This is a genomic window from Desulfosceptrum tomskiensis, assembly GCF_049818055.1.
GTDB lineage: Bacteria > Bacillota > Desulfotomaculia > Desulfotomaculales > JASEER01 > JBFLVT01.
Genome location: NZ_CP187479.1, coordinates 522908 through 544095 on the forward strand (window position 1 = coordinate 522908; position 21188 = coordinate 544095).

At 60.0% G+C, this 21188-nt stretch carries 22 protein-coding genes and 2 pseudogenes; 13 read left to right on the plus strand and 11 right to left on the minus strand.

The annotated features are described in order from the left end of the window. Window positions 1-4 precede the first annotated feature (4 nt). The 3 genes from ylqF (at window position 5) to ACPV0M_RS02665 (ending at window position 2189) form a co-directional block, all read left to right on the plus strand. A complete protein-coding gene (gene ylqF / locus ACPV0M_RS02655) occupies window positions 5-859 on the plus strand; it encodes a ribosome biogenesis GTPase YlqF (RefSeq protein WP_425621444.1) in 855 nt (284 codons plus the stop codon). Between the two features lie 155 nt (window positions 860-1014). Then, window positions 1015-1824: a ribonuclease HII gene (locus tag ACPV0M_RS02660; protein WP_425621445.1), complete on the plus strand. Its 810-nt coding sequence runs from the start codon at window positions 1015-1017 to the stop codon at window positions 1822-1824. Next, on the plus strand, window positions 1824-2189 hold the full coding sequence (locus ACPV0M_RS02665) for a YraN family protein (RefSeq protein ID WP_425621446.1): 366 nt from the start codon (window positions 1824-1826) through the stop codon (window positions 2187-2189). Before ACPV0M_RS02660 ends, ACPV0M_RS02665 begins: the two co-directional genes overlap by 1 nt. A gap of 15 nt (window positions 2190-2204) precedes the next feature. Here the strand turns inward: ACPV0M_RS02665 and splB are convergent, their stop codons facing one another. Together splB and ACPV0M_RS02675 are read right to left on the minus strand one after the other, a co-directional pair. After that, window positions 2205-3224: a spore photoproduct lyase gene (gene splB, locus ACPV0M_RS02670; protein ID WP_425621447.1), complete on the minus strand. Its 1020-nt coding sequence runs from the start codon at window positions 3222-3224 to the stop codon at window positions 2205-2207. 56 nt (window positions 3225-3280) lie between these two features. Continuing rightward, complete coding sequence (locus ACPV0M_RS02675; RefSeq protein ID WP_425621448.1) at window positions 3281-3925, minus strand: DUF1614 domain-containing protein; 645 nt, start codon at window positions 3923-3925, stop codon at window positions 3281-3283. A 308-nt stretch (window positions 3926-4233) separates the two neighbouring features. On the opposite strand from ACPV0M_RS02675, the gene ACPV0M_RS02680 reads away from it, so the two are divergent. Then, window positions 4234-4473, plus strand: a complete 240-nt coding sequence (locus tag ACPV0M_RS02680; protein WP_425621449.1) for a hypothetical protein — start codon at window positions 4234-4236, stop codon at window positions 4471-4473. A 785-nt stretch (window positions 4474-5258) separates the two neighbouring features. On the opposite strand, the pseudogene ACPV0M_RS02685 reads toward ACPV0M_RS02680, so the two are convergent. From ACPV0M_RS02685 to ACPV0M_RS02695, 3 genes and pseudogenes are all read right to left on the minus strand, one after another. Next, window positions 5259-5768: pseudogene (locus tag ACPV0M_RS02685) on the minus strand (ATP-binding protein). Window positions 5769-6396: 628 nt separating this feature from the next. Continuing rightward, complete coding sequence (locus ACPV0M_RS02690; protein ID WP_425621450.1) at window positions 6397-6891, minus strand: flavin reductase family protein; 495 nt, start codon at window positions 6889-6891, stop codon at window positions 6397-6399. A 361-nt stretch (window positions 6892-7252) separates the two neighbouring features. Beyond that, window positions 7253-7420: pseudogene (locus tag ACPV0M_RS02695) on the minus strand (ATP-binding protein); the annotation flags it as partial. Between the two features lie 202 nt (window positions 7421-7622). Between ACPV0M_RS02695 and ACPV0M_RS02700 the strand changes: the two are divergent. Further along, a complete protein-coding gene (locus ACPV0M_RS02700) occupies window positions 7623-9155 on the plus strand; it encodes a YifB family Mg chelatase-like AAA ATPase (protein WP_425621451.1) in 1533 nt (510 codons plus the stop codon). 64 nt (window positions 9156-9219) lie between these two features. Continuing rightward, window positions 9220-9558: a PAS domain-containing protein gene (locus ACPV0M_RS02705; protein WP_425621452.1), complete on the plus strand. Its 339-nt coding sequence runs from the start codon at window positions 9220-9222 to the stop codon at window positions 9556-9558. A 73-nt stretch (window positions 9559-9631) separates the two neighbouring features. Here ACPV0M_RS02705 and ACPV0M_RS02710 read toward each other — a convergent pair whose 3' ends face one another. Next, entirely contained in the window at window positions 9632-10129 is a 498-nt protein-coding gene (locus ACPV0M_RS02710) for a nitroreductase family protein (RefSeq protein ID WP_425621453.1), read from the minus strand. A gap of 218 nt (window positions 10130-10347) precedes the next feature. Between ACPV0M_RS02710 and ACPV0M_RS02715 the strand changes: the two genes are divergently transcribed. Both ACPV0M_RS02715 and ACPV0M_RS02720 read left to right on the plus strand, forming a co-directional pair. Beyond that, window positions 10348-11061, plus strand: coding sequence for an HAD family hydrolase (locus ACPV0M_RS02715; RefSeq protein WP_425622105.1), 714 nt, complete (start codon window positions 10348-10350; stop codon window positions 11059-11061). Continuing rightward, window positions 11036-11494: a secondary thiamine-phosphate synthase enzyme YjbQ gene (locus ACPV0M_RS02720; RefSeq protein ID WP_425621454.1), complete on the plus strand. Its 459-nt coding sequence runs from the start codon at window positions 11036-11038 to the stop codon at window positions 11492-11494. The genes ACPV0M_RS02715 and ACPV0M_RS02720 overlap by 26 nt, the downstream gene beginning before the upstream one ends. Here ACPV0M_RS02720 and ACPV0M_RS02725 read toward each other — a convergent pair. Further along, entirely contained in the window at window positions 11445-13142 is a 1698-nt protein-coding gene (locus tag ACPV0M_RS02725; RefSeq protein WP_425621455.1) for an FAD-dependent oxidoreductase, read from the minus strand. The two genes, ACPV0M_RS02720 and ACPV0M_RS02725, sit on opposite strands and share 50 nt — an antisense overlap. A 130-nt stretch (window positions 13143-13272) precedes the next feature. Here ACPV0M_RS02725 and ACPV0M_RS02730 point away from each other — a divergent pair, with 130 nt between their 5' ends. Beyond that, entirely contained in the window at window positions 13273-13509 is a 237-nt protein-coding gene (locus tag ACPV0M_RS02730; RefSeq protein ID WP_425621456.1) for a YgaP family membrane protein, read from the plus strand. Between the two features lie 289 nt (window positions 13510-13798). Here ACPV0M_RS02730 and ACPV0M_RS02735 read toward each other — a convergent pair whose 3' ends face one another. Continuing rightward, complete coding sequence (locus ACPV0M_RS02735) at window positions 13799-14062, minus strand: DUF3243 family protein (RefSeq protein ID WP_425621457.1); 264 nt, start codon at window positions 14060-14062, stop codon at window positions 13799-13801. A gap of 224 nt (window positions 14063-14286) precedes the next feature. Here ACPV0M_RS02735 and ACPV0M_RS02740 point away from each other — a divergent pair, with 224 nt between their 5' ends. The 4 genes from ACPV0M_RS02740 to alr all read left to right on the plus strand — a co-directional run bounded on the left by ACPV0M_RS02740 (window position 14287) and on the right by alr (window position 19047). Next, window positions 14287-16101, plus strand: coding sequence for a thioredoxin domain-containing protein (locus ACPV0M_RS02740; RefSeq protein WP_425621458.1), 1815 nt, complete (start codon window positions 14287-14289; stop codon window positions 16099-16101). A gap of 94 nt (window positions 16102-16195) precedes the next feature. Beyond that, window positions 16196-16465 carry a TM1266 family iron-only hydrogenase system putative regulator gene (locus ACPV0M_RS02745; RefSeq protein WP_425621459.1) on the plus strand — a complete coding sequence of 90 codons (270 nt, stop codon included), beginning with the start codon at window positions 16196-16198 and terminating at the stop codon, window positions 16463-16465. A gap of 282 nt (window positions 16466-16747) precedes the next feature. Further along, complete coding sequence (locus ACPV0M_RS02750; RefSeq protein ID WP_425621460.1) at window positions 16748-17848, plus strand: lipid II:glycine glycyltransferase FemX; 1101 nt, start codon at window positions 16748-16750, stop codon at window positions 17846-17848. Next, window positions 17848-19047 (plus strand): alanine racemase, encoded by a 1200-nt coding sequence (gene alr / locus ACPV0M_RS02755; protein ID WP_425621461.1) that lies wholly within the window; start codon window positions 17848-17850, stop codon window positions 19045-19047. Before ACPV0M_RS02750 ends, alr begins: the two co-directional genes overlap by 1 nt. A 336-nt stretch (window positions 19048-19383) precedes the next feature. On the opposite strand, the gene ACPV0M_RS02760 is transcribed toward alr, so the two are convergent. From ACPV0M_RS02760 to ACPV0M_RS02770, 3 genes are all read right to left on the minus strand, one after another. Next, complete coding sequence (locus ACPV0M_RS02760; protein WP_425621462.1) at window positions 19384-19680, minus strand: hypothetical protein; 297 nt, start codon at window positions 19678-19680, stop codon at window positions 19384-19386. A gap of 193 nt (window positions 19681-19873) precedes the next feature. Then, a complete protein-coding gene (locus tag ACPV0M_RS02765) occupies window positions 19874-20134 on the minus strand; it encodes an alpha/beta-type small acid-soluble spore protein (protein ID WP_425621463.1) in 261 nt (86 codons plus the stop codon). Window positions 20135-20365: 231 nt separating this feature from the next. Next, window positions 20366-20944 carry a stage II sporulation protein M gene (locus tag ACPV0M_RS02770; protein WP_425621464.1) on the minus strand — a complete coding sequence of 193 codons (579 nt, stop codon included), beginning with the start codon at window positions 20942-20944 and terminating at the stop codon, window positions 20366-20368. Window positions 20945-21188: the final 244 nt, after the last annotated feature.

Consider the following 21188-nt stretch of genomic DNA (forward strand, 5'->3'; position numbering starts at 1 on the left):
CAGGATGCCGGTACAGTGGTTTCCAGGCCATATGGCGAAAGCCAGGCGACAAATCAAATCCCAGCTCAAAATCTGCGATCTGGTTATCGAGTTGCTTGACGCGCGGATCCCCCGGAGCAGTCGCAATCCGAGCATCGACGAACTGCTGGGGGCCAAGCCGCGCGTTGTCGTCTTGAACAAGGTCGACCTGGCCGACGCCGCGATGACGCGCCGGTGGGAGAAGATCCTGGCGGCCGGGGGCGATCCCGTCATCCAGGCCGATTCGGTAAAGGGTGCCGGTATCCGCAGCGTGGTCGAGGCCATCCTGTCGATTCCGCAGGAACGGCTCAAGCGTCGCCCGGGCGGGTCCCTCCGGGCCGTGGTCGTCGGTATCCCCAATGTGGGCAAATCTTCATTTATCAACCGCCTGGTGGGTCAGAGGGCGGCCCGGACCGGCCGCCGTCCCGGCCTGACGCGCGGGCCCCAGTGGATCCGCATCGGCGGGGACGTGGAGCTTCTCGATACCCCCGGGATTTTGTGGCCCAAGTTTGACGACCCGTTGGTAGGGTTGAAGCTTGCGGCTACGGGGGCTATCAAGGAGGAAGTTTTTTCTTGCGAAGAGATCGCCGGCTGGCTGCTCGGGTGGCTTGCCGAAAAGGCCCCGGCCGCGCTGGCGCAGCGCTACGATCTGCCGTCCGCGCCTGCCGATACTGCGGAAGTATTAGGTGCGGTGGGCTTGAAGAGAGGGGTGCTTCTCCCGGGGGGCAGGGTCGACCTGGAGAGGGCGGCTGCGCTGATCATCAAGGACTTTCAGGATGGCCGCCTGGGACGTTTCACGCTTGACGACCCGGCGATGGATGAACGCCGCGGCGGGGATTAAGCGCCTGGCACGAGCCGGTAAAAAACAGCCATAAGCACTAAGCTGTATCCTAAATGCTTGATGCCTAGCTTTTCTCCAGCCTCGTTCGGCACAATCAGTATCGTATATCAGTTGAGTGCTGGGTCAACACTCCCTATATAGCAGCAGTTATTTAGTTGGTTGGTGATTTGATGGACTTGTCCCGCTTAAGCCTGCAGGAAATAAAAGAGCTTCTGGAAACGCGGGGACCCGACCGGACTGTCCTGGACGCGCTGGCGCGGGACCCGCGCCAGAGTGCTCGAGTGCTGTACCGGCAATGGGCCAGGCGGCTGGCGCGGGAGGTCAAGGAAGCGGGACGCGTCGAGGAGCTGTTCCGTTACGAGTTTCAACTCGTACGGGAGGGCTACGAGACCGTCGCCGGCGTCGACGAAGCGGGGCGGGGCCCGCTCGCGGGACCGGTGGTGGCCGCGGCGGTGGTGCTGCCGGTACCCTGTGTGATTATGAACCTCAAGGATTCCAAGCGCCTTACCCCTGCCCAGCGCGCGCAGACGGCGGACGAGATACGGAGGCTGGCCGTGGCGTGGGGTATCGGGCTGGCCAGCGTCGAGGAGATCAATGAATTTAACATCCTGCAGGCGAGCCTGCTGGCCATGAGGCGGGCGCTCGCGGCTATGGACGTAAGGCCGGACTGGGTCTTGGTGGACGGCAATCAGAAGATTCCGGGCGTCGGTGTCCCCCAGCGCGCGCTGGTTAAGGGCGACAACACCAGCGCCTCGGTCGCGGCGGCTTCGATCCTCGCCAAGGTTTTCCGGGACGAACTGATGAGCGCCTGCCACTGGCAGTACCCTTTGTACGATTTCCCTTCGCACAAGGGGTACGCCACCCGCGCCCATTACGAGGCTTTACGGCGTCACGGGCCATGCCGCCTGCACCGCTCGGCTTTTTTGCCCGCTCTGCGGCTCTTTGAAGGTGACGGTGAGGCGTAATGACCGATGCCGGACAGAAGGGAAGAACGGCCGAGGACGCCGCGGCCGGCTACCTGCGGAAACAGGGATACGTGTTGCTGGCCCGGAATTTCCGCTGCCGGGCGGGGGAGATCGACATAGTCGCTGCCGACGAGAAGGGCGAACTCGTCTTCGTTGAGGTGAGGGCGCGTCTACCCCTCGGGTTCGGTTCGCCTGAGGAGACAGTGGACGCCCGCAAGCGGACACGCCTGCGCCGCGCCGCCGAGTGCTACCTTCTGTCCCGCCGCCAGGGGCAGCCCCCATGCCGTTTCGATGTGATCGGGGTGGTGCTCGACGAGCCGGGGCGCGTCGTCAGGATCGAACACATCAAGAACGCTTTTGAATAAGAGAAAGAGATTGAGCTACACGAAATACTGGACTTGGGTTCCCGGAAACATTTTGTTAAGGGTTTGGGTGAAAAACTCCCTGGTCTCCTGCATCAGTTCGCGGGGGTACACGTATTTGCCGTATCCAAATTGCCCGCGTTTGTACTGGCGGTCCGCAGGGTCCATGGGCAGGGTTGTTTTCGGGAAGACCTCGAGGATGGTGCTTTTCGCCCGTTCGGTGTAACGGTGGGTGATCAATTCAAAGGTTACGTCTTTTCCTTTCAAGTCGCCACAGGTCCGGCGTACCTGTTCGAAGAGGTCCCGGTAATCGGCGCGCCAGTCACCGTCGAGGATGATCGGAGCGACGATGAAGCCCGAAGGGTACCCGGCATCCAGGACCTTAAGCGCCGCCTTTAAACGCTCACCCAGCGGCGGAGTGGCGTGCTCGTAATTCTTGATGACGCGTTCGCTGTTAATGCTGAAGCGAAAGCGCGTGTGGCCGTTGTGCTGTAAAGACAGCAGGGGTTCAACCTCGGTGTACTTGGTTACGAAACGAAAGCGCCCGCGCGGCTGCGCGGCGAAGAAAAGGATGCTCCTGCGCAACGCCCCGGTATACGGTTCGGTTGGGAGCGGGTCCGACGTGCAGGAGCCCTCAAAGGTGACGACGCTGTCGCTTTCTGCCATGTACCGCCCGGCACGGGCCAGGACCTCGCCGACGTTGACGTACACCTGGACGTAGGGATGCTTGCCGAGGGTGGTCTGCAGGTAGCAGTACTCGCAGAAGCCCGTGCAGCCCGAAGCCAGGGGCAGCTGGTAGTCGGCGGACGGCTTGGACGAAAGGAAGGAATCGGTCCCCGCCACGGTCACGACCAGGGTCTTCTTGGCCGCGATGTAGCCCTGTCTCGCGCCGGGAGAAAGACGGGTCGCGATGCGCTGCCGAGGCTTTAAGACGATGACCGGGAAACCCTCTTTTATGAAACGTTCCTTGAGTCGGCGGCCGAGAGGATAGTCCAGGGCTCTCTCGCGGATGAAGACCCGCTCGGGAATGAAAACCACGCTTACACCCCGCAGATTATCCTGCCCGCGGGGGTTCGTTTGTATGAGTCTGCGCGTCAGGCCAGCAGGGCGGCGACGATGCCGACCAGGAAGATGCCGTCGAAGACCCCGGCGCCGCCGATGCTCAGTACATTGGCGCCGAGTTGGCGGAAACGCGGGAGGTTGAGAAGGTCGGCTCCGATCAGCGTTCCCCAGACCCCCGCGATGTAGGCCACCGGCGCCGCGTTTTGCGGAGCCAGGAGAAGGGCGAGGAGCGCGGCGACGATGGGCGGGATGAAGGCGGGGAGGGCGATACCTACGCCTGGGACGGGGCGGGCCAGTTTATAGGCGACGAAGGTCACGATGCCGGTGGCGACGACGGCCGGCAACAGGGGAGCACGCCCCAGCAGATAGAGGCTGAGGAGGGTCGGGATGACGGCTCCGCCGACGTTTACGGCAATCACCCGTTCCTGGATTTGCGGGGGGAGGTAATACAGGAACGGGAAGACCTCTGCCCGGGGCGGGTCCCCCACTACGAAACGCTCGCGGGATACGGGGATGTTGATCATGCCGCCGATCAGGACCAGGATCAACAGCCACAGAGCCGCTTCCGGGGAGAGACCGAGCTTGGTAAAGGAAAAGGTGGCGATATGGAAGTAGAACACGAGCAAGAGCACGGGCACTAAGAGGATCAGCATTATAACCGGGAATACGCAGCCCATTGCAGTGCCTCCCCGCAGGAAAAGCTGTCCATATCTTAACACATCCCCGCCGGCTCGCAAAGGCCGGCTGCCGCCAGGCCCGGCTTTGTCCACGCAGCCTGTCACCCTCGCGTTCCGGCAAACGAAAAATCCATCTCTTTAAGTCCTTTCGCGAGCTACTTAAGATTATGCTCCCGGGCTTTCATTCAGCACAGCCTGTAAGAAACGGCGCCGACTGGCAGGACAGGCAGCGGCGCTCAACCCTGTCATCATATACTTCAAGGATAAATCCCTGCGGAGGCGAAGGAAGTCCTTCGGAGGTGTTGGAGTTGATCTGTCCGCGTTGCGGCATGTTGGTTTTCGGTTCCTTTGACGGCAGGCAGGAGGTGTGCTGCAAGAACTGCGGCCACAGCATTATCCTGCGGGATTTCATACCGGGGATAAACGATGAAGAGGCGTCGGACACGCCGTCGCCTTCGCGAATGCAGCAAATCCTGGTTTATTTGTGGCACGCTTTCTGGTCGGGGAAAGGATGGCGGGAGAGCTCAATCCTTCGGATTGAACGGTAGCAGACTGTTTCGTCCATCGTTGCGAAAGCGTTCCCGTGCCTATCGGGTGCGGGAAAGGCCTTCGGGCTCGGGCGGCAACTCCAGGTGCTCCTCGTTACAGACCCTTTGGCCTGTCGACTGCAGACCTACGGGTTTCGGACTTAGCTCCAGACCTTCTTGTTCGCTGCAGCCGCCCTTACTTTCGTGAAAGGCCTTCGGAGACCTCCATTCCCATTTGTGCCGCTTCAGAGTCGGGAGCTAAGGTCTTACGCCTGTTTTTCGCCAAAGCAAACACCTCTTCCTCCGGAAAAACCTGACGGCATCCCTTCCGGCTTTACTTTGAAGCTCCAGGGTCTGACGTTATAATGCCTTTTTTTGAGCCACTGTACCCGCAAGGCCGTCAGCAATCTGAAATAATAAACATAAGGGATGGGCGGCCCGGAAAAATTTTTCTCCAGATCGTATTTTTTGCAATCCAGATGCCCTTCTAAATTGTCATGTATTACATGTATTATGAGGTGGGTTTTTGGAGATGAGGTGCCGTTTCGCCTTTGTTGTTAGAGCTGACCTAAAACGTCCGAAAGCTGACGGGATTGCCTGACCGGGAAAACCCCGACAAGGGTGTTTTTGTGCTGGTCAGATGTTCCGTCAATTCTTGGATAATTAACACCGTCTATTTCCGGACATTATGGGGTAGCAGTAACAACTAATGACAATTTATCCAAAGTGCGTATTCCGGTCAAATCGACCACTGAATCCGGCTGAAATCGACCACCTGATCCGGCGATGGCAACCACCTGCCGAAGTTAGGGCGGTACCGGTGTGGGGTCACTTACCAGTTGCTTGTTTTGACGCCGAAGCAGCCAATCCCTTCCGCATCGCCCTTCATCGTGATCTTGTAAGCCGTATGGACCAAACGGTCCAAAACGGTCTCCGGTCGGATCGGCAAAAGCGGCGTGCCGGCTCTCCACTGGAAGCTGACTGGCGATAATGATGGAATGGGTCTGGTGGCGGTCATCAATGACCTCAAAGATCTCCCGGCAGTCGGTCGCCGAGAAGGGGGCGATGCCTCATTCATCGAGAACAAGGAGATCTATCCTGGCCAGCGTACTCATCAGCTTGGGACAGGAGCCGTCGGCCCTGGTCAGGGCCGGATCGGCCAGTAACCGGGGCACCCGGTAGTAGCGGGCTGAAAGCCCCTGCCGGCAGGCAGCATTGGCTAGAGCGCAGGCGATGAAGGTCTTTCCGCTGGTTGGACCGAATGTAGTTATCCGGCGCCGCCTTGCCCGAGGTGGTGGTCGATTAGCCTGGAACAAGTGGTCGATTCGGAATGACTAGACGATTTCAACCGGAACGGGTGGTCGAGTTGATCTGTCAAAAGGTCGGCGTGCGCTGTCTTTGCGTTGGCCCTCTGTTATTTGGAGGCCTAAGAAGTGCACTACGTTACTCCTGACATTGTTGCCTTAGCACTCTCTTGCTTTGTATCGCTTGTCGGCCATACTCCCTTGTTCCAGGAAGGGCGTAACAGGGTCTCCCGAGTTGATGTGCCGTAACGACGTCTAGCATGCCAAGGTCTACGACTTCGGGGAAGCTACAGCAGTCTTGCCATTACGACCGCAGCGGTGTTGCCTTCTGCTCAGACCACAGCATCGGCCTTCCCATTGAGGATTTCGAAGCTTAATCCCTTCAGCCTTGCGGCTTATGGCCTGCTATCTCGCTGTCTACGCTTAAGTGCAGAGGTTACCCCCTACACCCCAAGACTCGCTATGGGTGGTTGGCTAGACCTTACCCAGTGGGCTTCGCACCCACTATACGATACGCCCTTTGCTCGGCGCACGGTCCGACCGTTCTCTACTGGAACACGGCTTCCCGGCAAACAGGTCCGAGAAGTAGTCCCTGACCCTGGGGTCGGCCTGCTTCACGCCCATACGCCGCTTTCATCGCCTACTTCTCAGCGATGGGGTTGAACTTCCCGGGCTTCCAGTCCAGCATCAGGAGTGGGGAAACGTCCGGGCGGACAACGGAACCCCCCACGACCTCCCCGACGAACAGCACGTGGTCCCCCGCCGGGTGCGCGGCCACGACGCGGCACTCGATGTTGGCCAGGCAGTCTTCGAGCACGGGGACCTTCACTGCCTGGCCGGGCCGCGTCTTGAGCCCCAAGGCGGAGATCTTGTCCACATTGTGACCGGAGCGGGAGCCGCAGAAATCGGCGACTTCCGCCTGGTCTTCCGTCAGAATGCTGACCACAAATTCCCCGCTCTTCTCGATCAACCCGTAGGTGTACCGCTCCGGCGCAATGGAAAGCATCACAAGGAGCGGCCTGAAGGATACCTGGCAGACCCAGGAAGCGGTCATCACGTTGTGTTTCCCTTCGTGGCAGGCCCCGATCAGAGTGACCGGCCAGGGCAGGAGCCTGACTGCGCGTTTTCCCTGCACTTTCTCACCTTCCGTAGTTCGGGTTGTCAGTCGTTCGAGTCCGGTTCGTATACCGCCCCGACACCGCAAACGAGCACGCCAGCGCGAACCCCACCAGCGCGGATATATCGGCAAGGTTGAAAGCCAACCCTGTTAACGGGATACGCGAATAGTCCACAACGTATCCCGGGGCCAGCCAGTTCGCCGCATTGCTCCCGGTGCCGGAAGCGTCAGCGTCGCCCCCAGGCTAAACCGCAGGTGCCAGGCGTGGCCCCTTGACAGGTGCGCATTCCGGTGAAATCGGCCACCTGTTCCGGAGTTTCCGGCCGGGGGTCGGACCGTAGCGACGCCGGTTGGGGATAATATACCCAGGTGGCCGGAATCAGTCAAGCTTGGTCATTAATTTGCGCATAGACTCCCCCCTCAGTTCCAGTTCGTAGGCATTGTGCACCAGCCGGTCCAGGATCGCGTCAGCGAGAGTGGGATCGGCCAGGGTGTTGTACCATTGACTCACCGGCATCTGGCTGGTGATCAGCGTGGAACGGGAGCCAGGTAAAGTTGATCGGAGCTGACAAGCCATCACCGGCAAATTACGACTGGCAAGTTCCAGTGCACGTGTACGAATCGGACAGCAGGCGGGTAGCCGGGGGCTAACCCCTTTTTAAAACATCAATCGACACATGCAAACATATTTTGGCAGGAGTTTCCGGAAGCCAGGAGGAATTAGGGTAGTCAGGAATGGAGGTTCGGTAATGCTTGCCATTGTCCATTCGATTGCCCTGATCGGTCTTGAAGGGTACGTGCTGAGAGTCGAGGTTGACGTCGCCGGAGGGCTTCCGGCGTGGGAGATCGTCGGGCTGCCGGATACGGCCGTAAGGGAAGCAAAGGACCGCGTTAAAGCGGCCGTCAGGAACGCCGGCTTCGACTTCCCCTCGCGCAAGATCACGGTGAACTTGGCCCCGGCCGACATCAAAAAGGAGGGCTCGGCCTACGATCTGCCCATCGCTTTGGGCATCCTCGCGGCTACCCAGCAGCTTTCCCCTGAAAGGCTTCCCGAGTTCGTCTTCCTCGGCGAACTCTCCCTGGACGGCAGCATCCGCCCCGTCAGCGGGGTGTTGCCGTCCATTGCGGCCGTGGCGGGGGACGGATTCCGCAAGGCCGTCGTTCCGCTGGAAAACGCGGGGGAGGCGGCGCTGGTCCCTGCTATGGAAATCTACGGCGCCGAAAACCTTTCCCGTTTGGTCCGGTTTTTGACCGGGGAAGAGGAAATCGCGCCGTTTGTCGTTGCCCCGGCGGCCTTGCTCAGGGACGAAGCCGGCGAAGAGCTGGATATGGCCGACGTGAAAGGCCATCCCGCCGCGAAGAGAGCGCTGGAGGTGGCGGCCGCGGGCGGGCACAACGTCCTGATGGTGGGACCCCCGGGGTCCGGGAAGACGATGCTGGCGAGGAGGGTCCCCGGCATCCTTCCGTCCCTGACTCTTGACGAGGCCATCGAATGCACCAAGCTGTTCAGTCTCGGCGGACTGCTCGCGCCCGGACAGCACCTGGTCGCCAGGCGGCCCTTCCGGGCTCCGCACCACACCTGTTCCAGCGTGGCCCTGGCCGGCGGGGGAAGGGTCCCCAGGCCGGGGGAGATCAGCTTAAGTCATAAGGGCGTGCTTTTTCTCGACGAGCTCCCGGAGTTCCCGCGGGACGCCCTGGAGGCGCTGCGCCAGCCCCTGGAGGACGGGACGATAAGTATTTCCCGCATTTCCGCGGCTGTCACATACCCGGCCGAGATCATGCTTGTGGCTTCGATGAATCCCTGCCCCTGCGGCTATTACGGCGACCCGCAGAAGGAGTGCCGCTGCAGCCCCTTGCAGATTCAACGCTACGTCAGGCGCGTGTCCGGGCCGCTGCTCGACCGGATCGACATTCAGATCGAGGTGGGACGCCTGAATTACGGTGAGCTGACCGGGCAGACCGCGGGGGAACGCTCCGGCGGCATCCGGGCGAGGGTCGAGGCGGCGCGGGCCGTGCAGCGGGAGCGGCTGGCCGGCACGGGCGCGGACTGCAACGCGCGGATGACGGTGCGCCAGATCCGGCAGTTCTGTCGCCTTACTCCGGATGCAGCCGGTATCCTCAAGGCGGCCTTCGACCAGCTGGACCTCAGCGCCCGGGCCCACGACCGCATTCTCAAGGTGGCCCGGACCATCGCCGACCTTGAGGGATGCGAACTGATTGAGGCGGGACATATCGCCGAGGCCGTCCAGTACCGCACGTTGGACAGGAAATACTGGGCTTAATCCAGGCCGAAGAGAACCGGTCATATTTTTTAAACGCAAGTCTATGGCAAAAGGTGGCTGTTAAATGCTTAATGCATCCTGGGCTAAAGGATTTTCGGCAGCGATTACCGTTTGCGATGCCGACGGGATCATCCTTGAAATGAACGACAAGGCCTGCAAGGTTTTTGCCAAGTACGGCGGTAAAGCGCTGATCGGCAGGAACGTCTTGGACTGTCACCCTGAGCCCGCCAGGAGCAAGCTGCAAGAGATGTTAAGAACCCGGAAGGTCAACTGCTACACCATTGAAAAAAACGGGATCAAGAAACTGGTCTACCAGGCTCCCTGGTACGAGGATGCCGAGTACATGGGGTTTGTCGAGGTGATCATTGAAACCCCTAACGAAATGCCCCATCACGTCAGATAATTAAGATGGCCTGGGATTACCGCCCCACAGCTTTCGGGCGTGGGTATAACCCAGGCCATATCAGTTTAACAGCTTAATAGCGTTCCCAACGCATGACTTCAGCCAGCAAGCGTTTACTGGCACGCCCCCTGGAATCGGCGGGATAGCCTAAGGACACCAGCGACACGAGAGTGAATTCTTGGGGAACGCCGAGAAGGGCGCGTACTTCAGGCGCGTAGGCCTTTTTGTCGCCAGCCACCCAGCACGATCCCAGCCCCAGGGCGGCGGCGGCGACGAGCATGTTCTGCGTCGCGGCCGACCCGTCTTCCAGGTAGTACTTTTCGGCATGCTTGCAGAATACCGCGATGCATGCGGGGGCTTCGGCGATGAACTTGCCGTAGTCCGTCAGCGCGGCGACCCGCTCCCGCGTCTCGCCGTCGGTAACCGCAATGAACAGCCACGGCTGCTTGTTGTTCGCCGTGGCGGCAAGCCTGCCGCAGTCGACGATCTCCTCCACCAGCTCGCGGGGCACCGCACGCGGCGTGTATTTTCGCACGCTGCGTCTCTTCTTGAGAGCGGCAATGGCGTCCATCTTTTTCCCCTCCTGTATGTGTTATTGATAGTAACCATAACATACCACAGGGGCGTGTTAAAAACCCATTGACAGCAATCCGTTTTACAGATTGCATCAAGTCAAGATCCAACGTCTAACATCCAGCATCTTTTGGCTTGGGTTTGGCAAGACCATCTGGTAAAATGGGTTCCGACGGGGAAAAGGCTATCCCGCGAGAGGTGAAGCATTTGGTTTCCGTGTTGCGAAGCCCCGGCTGTGCGTATACCGGCAAACCGCTGAAGGCCGTTATCTTTGATCTGGACGGAACCCTTACACCCGTGCGGAGCGTCTGGCAGTATATTCACGAGCGGCTTGGGACCTGGGAAAGCCAGGGCCTGCAATCGCTTAACGCCTTCCTTGCGGGCAAAATAACCTATAAGGAATTCGCCGAGCGTGATGTCTATGCGTGGCGGGGGACGCCGCACGCTATTATTGAATCCATAGTAAACGAGATCCCGCTCCGGAACGGCGCCAGGGAAGTCGCCGGAACGCTCCGCGCTTTCGGCGTGCGGACGGCTATCCTTTCGTCCGGTTTGGATGTCCTGGTGCGGCGGGTCGCGGGCCTTCTCGGGGTGGAACGGTACATCGCCAACGAACTCGGTTTTACCGCAGGCGTGGCGGACGGGCGGGTGATCATCAACGTGGGCTGGGACGGCAAACCCGAACATCTGCTTCCGCTTTGCCGCGCCTGGGGTGTCCATCCTTCAGAGGTGGCCGTGGTGGGGGACGGCGTCGGTGACGCACCCCTGTTTCCCATGGTGGGCCTGGGCGTGGCTTTCAACGCCGCGCCCGATGTCGCCTCGGAGGCGCATCTCGCGCTGGAAGGAGACGACCTCCGGGTTTTGCTCCCGGTTCTTTTCGGACGGATGAAAGGAGAGACGGCGGGTGGCATGGCAAACCGTCGAGGTTGAAACCCGGTTGCGCAGCGAGCTGGTTGACGTAACGGCCGAGATCGCGCGCATCGTGACTGAAAGCGGGGTCAGGGAAGGCGTCTGTCACATTTACGTTGCCCACACCACCGCCGGCGTCCTCATCAACGAGTACGCCGACCCTTCCGTGGCCCGGGACATCCTGGCCTTCCTGACGCGGCTCGTCCCGGCGACCGGAGACTACAAGCACGCGGAGGGCAATTCGGACGCCCACATCAAGTCCGTGCTGGTCGGGCCGGCGAAGGTCGTTCCGGTGCAGGACGGGCGCCTCGCCCTGGGGACCTGGCAGGGCATCTTCTTCGCCGAGTTTGACGGGCCGAGGCGCCGCAAGATGCTGGTCAAAGTCTTTGAGAAGTGCGAAGTGGCTAATAAGGCCAGGCCGCCAGGCCCCCCTCCAGGAAGCGCACGTCCTTGAAGCCCAGCCCGTTGAGAATGCGCTGGGCGTCCCAGGCCCGCATGCTGACGGCGCAGTAAACGACGATAGGCTTGTCTTTGGGCAGCTTCTCGTGCATTTCTCTGACCTTAGCGAGCGGTATAAAAGACACCTTATCCCTAAGCGGCGGGATGTTGGAGAACTCCCGGTTGGTCCGGACATCGACCAGGACGAAATCCTGACCCTGGTCGATCATTTGTTTGACCTCGGCGGGCCCCAGCGTCCGCGCCAGGCCGTCCAGCTTGTTGCGCATCGTGTTGGCGGCGTGGTGCAGGACGTCCATGGCCGTGTTGTAAGGCGGGGAGTAGCCCAGGTCAAAGTTGGCCAGCTGGTCCACCGTGGCCCCCATCGAGATGGCTGCGACAACCACATCCAGGCGCTTGTCGCAGTCGCCCGGTCCGACGATTTGCGTTCCCAGAACGCGCCGGGTGTTCTTGTCGACGATGAGTTTGATGTGGACGGCCCGCGACCCCGGATAAAAGTGGGCGCGGTCCCCGCCTGCGACAATAACCGATGCAACGGGGTAGCCGAAGTCCCTGGCCTGTTTCTCTGTTAGCCCGGTCCGGGCTACGGCAAAGTCAAACACCTTGTAGATGGCTGTTCCCAGCACGCCGGGGAAGGTCTCGTGGCCCCCGGCCACGTTTGTGCCAATGACCCGGCCGTGCTTGTTGGCCACCGAACCCAGAGGCGTGTAGATGGGCTGCCCGGTGATGATGTTGACGTTCTCCACGCAGTCCCCTCCGGCGTAAATGTCGGGATCGCTGGTCTGCATCCTTTCGTTAACCTTGATGCCGCCGGTCACGCCGATTTCCAGCCCCGCCTCTTTGGCCAGGCTAACGTTGGGCCTCGCCCCGATGGCCACGATGACGAGGTCGGCGGCCAGCGTGCCCTTGTCCGTGGTCACCTGCATCCGGCCCCCGGGGGCTTCCTCGATGCGCCGGGCCATTTCCCCGGTGCGCACCTCGAGCTGGTTCAGGCGGAGAGTTTTGGCTACGAAGGCCGCGATTTCGGGGTCCAGGAGATTGGGGGTAATGTGCGCCATCGCCTCGATGACGGTCACCCGCGGCGGTTCCCCGGGGAGGCCTTTGGCCTTGGCCATGGATTCGGCTACTTCAAGGCCGATGAGCCCCGCCCCAATCACGACGACGTCCCTCACATCGCCTGATTCCAGGCGCTTGCGTATGGCAACGGCGTCTTTGATCGTCCAGACGTGGAAGACGTTGGGGAGATCGGCGCCGGGAATAGGGAGACGGACAGGGCTGCTTCCGGTGGCGATCACCAGTCTGTCATAGGGGAAAAAGGCTGTTTCGCCCGTTTCCAGGTTGACGGCGCGCACTTCTTTCTTGTGCCGGTCAATGGCTTCAGCGCGCGTACGGGTATGCACGGTCGTGCCCTTGACCCGCCGGAAAAAGTCGCTGTCGCGTTCTATGCCGACCGGGGTTTGGGTCAGTTCTTCGATTTTCTGCATTATACCCCCGATATAGTAAGGAAGCCCGCAGGCGCCGAAGGATATGTACCGCCCCTGTTCCAGAATGGTTATTTCCAAATCCGGGTCGACTCGCCGGGCCCGTGCCGCGGCTTTCGGGCCGGCGGCCACTCCCCCGATAATCAGGATTTTTTGGGCTGCCACTGCTGCTTTTCCTCCTCGCCGAATTCTAAGTATAAAGTTCCCCTCCAGAAGATTTAAATGCCGTTTCCGCATAGTTCGTCCCTGTACGGGCGATGTTAATCCTAACCAGTACAAAGCCGGAGATGAGAGGATGCGGCTCGATTTCACACAGAACGTTGGGATGCGGGACCAGGTCGTGAGGGTGCTTTTCGGCGCGGTCCTGTTGGTCCTGGCGGCGAGCGGCGCCGTAAACCCGGCATGGTCGGCGGCTTTCGCCGTGCTGGGGTTTTACCAGTTGTTGACGGCGGCTACGCGGTACTGCCTCCTCTTTGACCTGGCCGGTTGGTCGACATGGGGACGCAGGCGCCGCCCCTCCCATAACCGCTGAAAAGGGGCTGTCCAATGAATCTGGAATTCAAGGTCAACACCGGCCCTGTCGACCGCCTGATCCGGGGGGGTCCTGGGCCTCGTCCTGATCGGGCTGGCCGTGGCGGGAGTGGTCGCGCCGGTTTATGGCCGCCAGAGGGATGATTGGCTCCCACCTTGCGTTTTGGTTTCGTCATTCGTAGGGTAGCACGCTTGGATAATGCTGGGCAAGAACAAAGAAGGCGAATGTCCCTGGCATCCGCCCGGTGAGAGTAATCCGCTGTACCTCCCCCTCAGGAGGGGCGGCGCGATTATTGAACGTTTTTCGGGGAAGCCCACTGATCGCCGAGCCTGAGCATAATGTTGGCTATGGTGCGCTTTTCCTCGTCCGTGCTGACCCCCCACATGGCTTTAATCAGCGCCTCTTCGGGCGAGTCCGGCTTGATGAATTTGGAGAGCATGTCCGTCAGGTGCACGATTCCTTCCCGCAGCTGATCGTCGGTCAGGCCGGCCTGGCGTCCCTCCTGGATCTTGTGCGCGAGTTCCCTGGGAAAGTTTTCGAGTTGGTGTTCCATATCGTTCCCTCCCGTTGAAATGATTAGTTTCCAGGCAGTTAAGGCGGGTTGAAAGATTATTGCTCTCATGCTTTTGCCTTGTTTTAGCCTGTAGCCTATAACCTTTATTGATGCAGGAAGTTTGTGTAAGTATGGGTAACTGATGTCGAGGTGAATACTGGGGAACAAGATACCCGGATCAGCATTCCGGGAGTTTTGGGCAGAGCAGGGAAGGAGATGGCCGGATGCCTGCCAAGTTTCATTTTTCCCCGCGTCCCAACCGCGCACATGAGATCAAGTGGCGCGAATGGGGCAACAAGGCCTTTGCCGAGGCCATGGCCGACAGGAAGCTTATCCTCCTCTCGATCTCGGGGGTCTGGTGCCATTGGTGTCACGTGATGGACGAGAAGACGTATTCGGACTCGGAGGTCATCCGCCTGTTGAATGAAAAATACATTCCCGTTCGCGTCGATACCGACCAGAGGCCCGACGTCAACGTGCGCTACAATATGGGCGGGTGGCCGACGACGGCCATCCTTACCCCCGAAGGGCGCTTGGTCACGGGGGGTACCTACATGTCTCCGGAACAGTTGAAGTCGCTCCTAGAACGGGCCGCCGAACTCTTCAGGCGCGAGCCCCAATCCTTTAAGGTCGACGAGCCGGTTGCCAAAGAACCAAAGACGGCGCCCCTCGACGAACTGACGCTCGAGCCCTATGAGGAAACCGCCCAGAGACTCCTCACAGACTTTGACCCCGTGTACGGCGGTTTCGGCGACGCGCCGAAGTTCCCCATGGTCGAGGCCATAGAGCTGGCCCTCAACGTTTACTTCACCACCGGCAACGAAAAGTTCTTGCACGTCGCCCTGACCAGCCTGGACGGGATGGCGGGCGGCGGCATGTACGACGCGGTGGAGGGCGGGTTCTTCCGCTACAGCACCACGCGGGACTGGCTCATTCCTCACTTTGAGAAGATGCTCGAGGATAACGCCGGTCTCCTGGGTGTCCTGCTGCAGGCCTTTCAGATCACCGGCCAGGAGCGGTACCTGGACGTCGCGCGTGATGTCCTGCGCTACCTGGAGAACAGCCTCTATCAAGAAGAGACCGAATGCTGGTCGGGGACCCAGGACGCCGATGAAGAGTATTACCGGCTGGATATGCCGGAACGCAAAAAGATGCGCCCGCCTTACATCGACCGCCACATCTACGTGGACTGGAACGGGATGACGGCCAAAAGCCTCTTCCTGGCCGGCTGGGTTACCGGCGAGCGATACTGGGGGAGACTCGCGCTGAAAACCCTGGATAGCTTGTGGCGGCATGCCTACCGGGAAGACCGGGGCATGGCCCACGTCGTCGATCAGGACGGCATAGCCGGCCTTTTCGGGCGGCTCGACGACCAGGTCGAAGTGGGCCGCGCCTGCCTGGCGGCCTACCAGAGCACCGGCGAGGCCAAATGGCTGGACCGGTCCAGGATCCTGGCCGATTTTGTCATCGCGAAACTGGCGGCGCCGGAAGGCGGATTTTACGACATCGTTCCCGACCCCGGTGCCCCGGGAGCGCTTGCTGTCCCGCTCAAGGACCCGCAGGTCAACGCGCGGGCGGCGCGGTGGCTGGCCGGTCTGGAGGCCTTGATGCCAGGGGAAGAAAGATATACAGGCCTTGCGCGTAAAGCCATGCAGGCCGTTCTCGCGGGGTACCGGCGGTATGGGACACTGGCCTCCGGGATGGCGCTGGCCGTTTTCGAACTCTTGACCCCGGTGACCGTTGTTACGGTGGTCGGACCGGGCGACCAGGCGACGGCCGATCTTCACGGGGCCGCCCTGCGCGTCTATCGGCCCGTTAAAACGGTGCGGCTGCTGGTCAGGGGGCGGGACGACGAAGAGATTATGCGGGCGGGGTACAGCCCGAAAGGGAAAGTCCAGGCCTTTGTTTGCGTAGGTAAGCGCTGCTTGCCGCCCGTGGACGGTGTCAAGGAGTTGCTGGCCTTGCTGGAGCGCGAGCCGTATCCCGGCTACGCCCACGGCACCGACCCCGGCCGGCCCCTTTCGGAGCACAAGGACTAGCCAGGATGGACATGATCGGATATTTCCGAATCATTCGCTGCTTCTCCGGGCAGAATTTAACAGCAGCATCTCTTTTACAAGGGGTTGAGGCGCTTTGGCCGATGGCATTTACGTAGTCGGTATTCTGGTTGAGGAACGGGCCTCGCGCGGGCCGGAAGTGCAGGAGGTATTGACGCGTTACGGCTCCAAAATCCTGTGCCGAACCGGAATCCCCGACCCTTCAAAGAAACGCGGCATCATCACCGTAACGATGCAGGCTGACGCGCCGGACGTCGACAAGTTCAAGGGCGACCTGCAGGATATTGCGGGCGTGCGCGCCCAGTCGCTCCGCCTCGCCGACGCGATCTACAACTGTCCCGCGTAGGTTTGTCTTCGGCTGGCCCCCCGGCACAAGCGCATGATAAACCCGGTCTGGTGGAACTGGACCGGGATTTCCTTTTTTGTCGGGAATAAGAACGGCAAACACAACTTGGTTGCAGGATTTGCTGTCGAGGCAGAGAAATTCTTCTCGAATCACGGCAAAAGCCGCAGAACGAGAGAACGAGCCGGTGCTTTAACTACGCTGGACAGCTTGACGGACGCGGAAGACGGGCAGAGCTTTTTCTTGACTCCGCGTCTTTTTGTGATTGGGGCGGGAGGTAGGTTGATGAGTTTGCAGGCGCGGTTGATCGGCGCAGGTGAACGGGACAGGTTCAACGCCTTTGTCGAGGGCCATCCCAAGGGCGAGATCCTGCAGTCTTACGAGTGGGGCGAGGTCAAGGCCGCTACCGGGTGGCGCGCTCACCGGCTGGTTGTGGAAGACGCGGAGGGAACCATCAGGGGTGCGGCCAGCATACTCGAACGCGAACTCCCGGTCTTGCGCCGGCCGATCCTCTACGCGCCCCGCGGGCCGGTGCTTGATTTCCGCGATAAGGCCGTCTGGGAGGCCCTGATGCAGGGCATTAAGCAACTGGGCCGAGAACGCGGAGCCATTCTTTTTAAAATCGACCCGGATGTCGTTGAGGACGGAACAATTACTCCTCTCCTTACCGAACTGGGTTTCCGCCGCCATTCCAGGGGCCCCAACTTCGAGGGGCTCCAACCCAGGTTTGTCTATCGTCTCTCCATCGACCGGGACCTGGACGAGATATTGGCCGGTTTTCACCAAAAGACCCGCTACAATATCCGGCTCGCCGAGCGTAAAGGCGTCATCGTAAAGGATGACTGTGCCAAGGCCGACCTGCCCCATTTCTACAGGCTGCTCCGGGAGACGGCCGCCCGCGATAAGTTTTTGATCCGCGGGCCGGAGTACTACGACATCATCTGGGAGCACCTGGTGGAAAGAGGTTATGCCAGGCTTTTTATGGCCTATTACCAAGGACAGCCCATCGCCGGTACCCTGGCCTTTACCTTGGGCGATAAGGTCTGGTACGTGTACGGTGCTTCGGGCAACGAGCATCGTAACGTCATGCCCAACTATCTCCTGCAATGGAAGATGATCTGCTGGGCCAAGTCCCTGGGTTGCAAGCTGTACGATTTTCGCGGCGTTTCCGGGGACATGAATCCCGATAACCCCCTTTACGGCTTATACCGGTTCAAGAAGGGGTTCAACGGCGAACTCGTGGAGTTTGTCGGCGAGTTTGACTATCCGTTCGCGGTGACCGCCTATCGTCTCTGGAACTGGGGAGAGCCCCGCTACCGGGAATGGAGGAGCAGGCTGGCCAGGGCCAAAGAGTTGTTGTCGGGCGCCGGGGGTGCGAAACGTTAATGTTAAACTTCGGTCCCAACTGGGTTGCCGTACGTCTGGACAACCTGGCCCACAACACGATGAAGGTCCGCGCATTGATCGGTCCGGCCGTGCAGTTGCTGGCGGTGGTCAAAGCGGACGGTTACGGCCACGGCGCCGTCGAGACGGCGAAAACCGTTTTGGCGAGCGGGGCCGACCGGCTTGGGGTCTTCGACCTGGTCGAGGCCTCCGTACTGCGCAAGGCCGGGCTGAACGTCCCGATCCTGGTTTTCTGTCCCCCCGGCCCGGGACAGGCTGAGGAGGTCGTGCATCTCGGCGCCGATGTAACGCTGAACAGCCTCGATGTGGCGCGGGAGATAGGAGAGCACGCGTACAAGGCCGGGATGCTGGTAAGGATCCACGTTAAAGTGGATACGGGGTTCCACCGTTTTGGGTTACCCGCAGCCGACGTGCCGGACTTTCTCTCCCGGCTTCAGGATGTCAGGGGGCTGGTCGTCGAAGGCCTGTATACCCATTTCGCGGCCCACGAGAAGCCGGCGATGAGCAAGCAGTTGGACCGGTTTCTCCAACTGGTTGACCGGTTGGACAACATGGGCCTGAAACCTCCTTTTATCCATGCTGCAAACAGCGCCGGAACAGTTTTGCTGCCTGACTCTCACCTGGGGATGGTCCGCGTCGGCAACCTGCTGTACGGATGGGGTCCAGGATACCTTTCGCTCAAACCGGCCTGGCAAGTGATGTCCACTGTCAGGATGGTGCGGCGCGTGCACCGGGGCGAGAGCGTGGGTTACGGCGGCGATTTTACGGCGCGGCGTGATATGACGGTTGCCGTGCTGCCCCTGGGTTTCGCCGACGGCATGACGATGTATCCCTCGCGTCCGGTTTCAGGTGTCGGAGACGCGCTGCGCAAGGCTGCCCGGGCGGCGCTCCAGGGTATGCGCTCGTTAACGGCCGGGGACGCCAGGGTGCGTTTTGGCGAGCATCCCGCTCGGCTCGTCGGGCGTGTCGGCATGCAGCACTGCGTGGTCGACGTCAGCAACCTGGAGGTGAAGCCCGGCGACGTGGCAAGCATCGAGTGCCGCGTTACGGCGGTGCCCCCGCACGTCCCCAGGGTCTATTATGACCGGGAGCGGCCTGTGAGGGTCCGCGTCCCCGGCGAGTATAAAACTGTTGAACTGGAACAGGTCGAAGCAAGCCAAAAGGGCCCTATTTGGCTCTAAGCATTAACTGATAAGGAGCAGCACATCGTTTACATCCAGGGTAGTTTGTATCCTAAACTACAATTTCTCGACCCTGGTAACCAACGATAACGGTTACAGCGGGTCTGGGTTATCCCCGCCGCTCAGTGCTCCGCTTCGACCGTTCTATGAGGCCGTTGAAAAGCTTCGCCTGACTTTGAGAAGTGTGAGGCGAGAGGTCAGAGGTGAGTATCAATGAAGGAATTCACCAAGCGAATTCCAACCCTGTGTTCCCACTTCTGACTTCCCACGACCCACATCTCAAAGGCCTTTCGCGCCATGCTCGCTTTTGAACGCCTTTCGGGTGATTGCCTAAGCTCAGTTCAGAGCGTGGCGGGCCTCCTGCGGATTGTTCGCGGGCGCAGCTTTCCAAAGGTTGCCCAAGTACGCGCCGAGGCCTTGACGCAGCGAACGTTGGGAGTATAAATCAAGAATGCGCAGTGAGCCGAGGGAAAGCGTCGGCCGCTGTTTGAGCGCAGCGAGTTCGGCCGGCGCCCGAGGCGAACGAGCATCTTCCTCTGTCACGGACAAGTTCGCGCAGGCAAGGCCGAGGAAAAGCGTACGGCCGACGCTGCGACGGCGGAAGCGCCCGCGAACGCCCTCGTCGGCAGCCACGCTGGCTTCACCTTTGCTAAGAACGGTGCCCGAAGCTTTCAGCAAAGTCGCTTGCGGGGATAAACCCAGACCCGAACAGCAAGGGCTATTATCGAGCTAATGCTAAACATGTTCAACGATGTTATTGATAAAAACTGTTAACGATGTCCTGTTACCTGACAATTAAGAATTAAGCATTAGGAATGTCTCCTGGTCAAACTTCTGACTTCCGGCTTCGGACATCCTTTTCGAGGTTGGCCAAGGTTTTTCTCAATCCTTCTTTCCGGATGGTTTCCTCGCCCGCTTTGACGAGATCCTTCGAATCGTCGCCTTTCACGCCCATATCGGGCCGCAGGGCCACACCGTCTACGTACCGGTTGGCGTCCGTAATCCCCAGTTCCTTATTCGATTCCCAGCGCACCTCATCCAGCTGGCGCAGGGTACGGAGCGCCTCGTTGTCTTTTTTGCGGCTCATTAATCCATCACCTCAGCCCTAGCATGGATCGGGGCGGCGGGAAATATGCCGATAACGAAATAGGGCCTTGAGGCCCTATTTCGGATGTAAGTAGTCAGTAGTAGGAATCTCCGGTACTCAACTGATGGCAGCGAGTTATAGATCGGTCTAAATCGGCGTCTCGAAGACTAACAATTAGCTTTAAATGTAATGGATCTTCGAGTTGAGTGCCGGGTCGTTCGGGAATGCCATTTAAGGCGAGGGTGTCAGGAACAGGCCCATTACCCGCGGAGAGACGTAGACCTCGATGACGGCCGCTACGGCCAGCAAGGGGATGATCACCCCCGCCAGATAACGCATCTTCGCGCCGAAGGGCGGGCCCTGCCGCCGCCTGAAACGCCGCAAGACCACAGCCAGGGCGTAGCCCGCGGCCAATAAAAGGGCCGGCAGTTCGAAGATGCCGTGTGGCAGAAGCCCGGTGGCAAAAGCCAGGGGGCTGACGCCTTTCGCGTTCAGAACGGTGGCGAAGAAGCCTATCAGGAGCCCGTTGCTGAGCAGAATAAAGAAGACCGGGATGCCCAGCAAAAGATGGCCCCCGGCGATAAGGATCAGGGCCACCGAGGTGTTTTTAAGGAAGATGGTCACGGCAAGCGCCACGTTCTGAGCCTCGGGAGCCAGCTCTTTGCTTTGTGCCACAATCGACTTAAGGCCTTCAACCGATGGCTGCAGGTAGGGCCCGACCTCCTCGGCGAAGATCACGCCTCCGATAATGGCCAGCGTAAATATCATCAGCGCTAAAAAGAATCCTTTCCTTATTTCCCGACCTTGCACGCATACCCCTCCTCAACGTCTGAGAGACTAACCGCCGGGGCATCGCCCCCACCCATAGGCTAACACAAGAAGCACCTTGCGCCAAGGCACGTTCAAAACGCAAAGGAGTTTCAGCAGCCGGAATGTATCCGGCGAGGGTATAAATTGGTTAGATCAAGCCGGACGAAAGCATACTAAAAATAACGAAATTTACGGGGAGGAATACCCGTGCCTAACCGCTACCACGGCTATCCGGGCTATTATG

Bases quoted from the DNA above. Each gene is read 5' to 3' on its own strand.
- ACPV0M_RS02765 (WP_425621463.1), bottom strand. From the start codon at position 20,134: ATGAGCCGCAAAAAAGACAACGAGGCGCTCCGTACCCTGCGCCAGCTG.
- ACPV0M_RS02730 (WP_425621456.1), top strand. From the start codon at position 13,273: ATGCGGCTCGATTTCACACAGAACGTTGGGATGCGGGACCAGGTCGTG.
- ACPV0M_RS02700 (WP_425621451.1), top strand. From the start codon at position 7,623: ATGCTTGCCATTGTCCATTCGATTGCCCTGATCGGTCTTGAAGGGTAC.
- ACPV0M_RS02750 (WP_425621460.1), top strand. From the start codon at position 16,748: ATGAGTTTGCAGGCGCGGTTGATCGGCGCAGGTGAACGGGACAGGTTC.
- alr (WP_425621461.1), top strand. From the start codon at position 17,848: ATGTTAAACTTCGGTCCCAACTGGGTTGCCGTACGTCTGGACAACCTG.
- ACPV0M_RS02710 (WP_425621453.1), bottom strand. From the start codon at position 10,129: ATGGACGCCATTGCCGCTCTCAAGAAGAGACGCAGCGTGCGAAAATAC.
- ACPV0M_RS02665 (WP_425621446.1), top strand. From the start codon at position 1,824: ATGACCGATGCCGGACAGAAGGGAAGAACGGCCGAGGACGCCGCGGCC.
- ACPV0M_RS02735 (WP_425621457.1), bottom strand. From the start codon at position 14,062: ATGGAACACCAACTCGAAAACTTTCCCAGGGAACTCGCGCACAAGATC.
- ACPV0M_RS02740 (WP_425621458.1), top strand. From the start codon at position 14,287: ATGCCTGCCAAGTTTCATTTTTCCCCGCGTCCCAACCGCGCACATGAG.
- ACPV0M_RS02675 (WP_425621448.1), bottom strand. From the start codon at position 3,925: ATGGGCTGCGTATTCCCGGTTATAATGCTGATCCTCTTAGTGCCCGTG.
- ACPV0M_RS02705 (WP_425621452.1), top strand. From the start codon at position 9,220: ATGCTTAATGCATCCTGGGCTAAAGGATTTTCGGCAGCGATTACCGTT.
- ylqF (WP_425621444.1), top strand. From the start codon at position 5: ATGCCGGTACAGTGGTTTCCAGGCCATATGGCGAAAGCCAGGCGACAA.